Here is a 570-nt window from a genome sequence, read left to right as displayed (position 1 = left end):
GCCCGCCGAAGACAAAAAAGAGGCCTGACCCCTTTGTTGCGATTGACCCCTTTGTTGCGATCTCACTTGGCGCCAGTTTGTCGCTCGGAATCAGCATCGCATTGTCGAGCCTTCAATTGAGGTCCAACTGAGGATGGAATCAAACTTCCGCCCACGCGATTTCGCTCGTAAAGTGGGGCACATTGCGAATCACGTGGCAGAGAACAGGGCCATCTCGAACCTAGGCCACGGCGTTTCGGACGCAGCCCGCCGAAACGCAACAAGATCATACCGCAGAATGGTGGTGCGTCGTATCAATCAGATGTTCAAGGACAATCCAACATCAAGAGAAAACGCGCTCAGACGACTGCGAGAATCTGACATCGACCATATCCATGAGTTGCAGCTCAATGGTGAAAACGTAAGACGCAACCTAAAGGCGCTTCATTCAGCAACAAACCAGGGGATTGGAAACCAGATTTCAATTCAGCTTCCCCTGAACAAAAACATTGCTGTTTCCAAGATATCGGTAAGGTGAAATGCGAACCATTCAAAAGATTCGAAACGTTATTGCAAGTGGAGTTTTACTCG

At 49.5% G+C, this 570-nt stretch carries 1 protein-coding gene; it reads left to right on the top strand.

The window, feature by feature from the left end:
• Nucleotides 1-133: 133 nt before the first annotated feature.
• Nucleotides 134-517: a hypothetical protein gene (locus H1B37_RS33090; protein ID WP_182871535.1), complete on the top strand. Its 384-nt coding sequence runs from the start codon at nt 134-136 to the stop codon at nt 515-517.
• Nucleotides 518-570 lie beyond the last annotated feature (53 nt).

The organism is Stieleria mannarensis (assembly GCF_014154935.1).
GTDB lineage: Bacteria > Planctomycetota > Planctomycetia > Pirellulales > Pirellulaceae > Stieleria > Stieleria mannarensis.
Note: the sequence above shows the minus strand (reverse complement) of the source record. Positions and strands in the feature narration are given on the sequence as shown.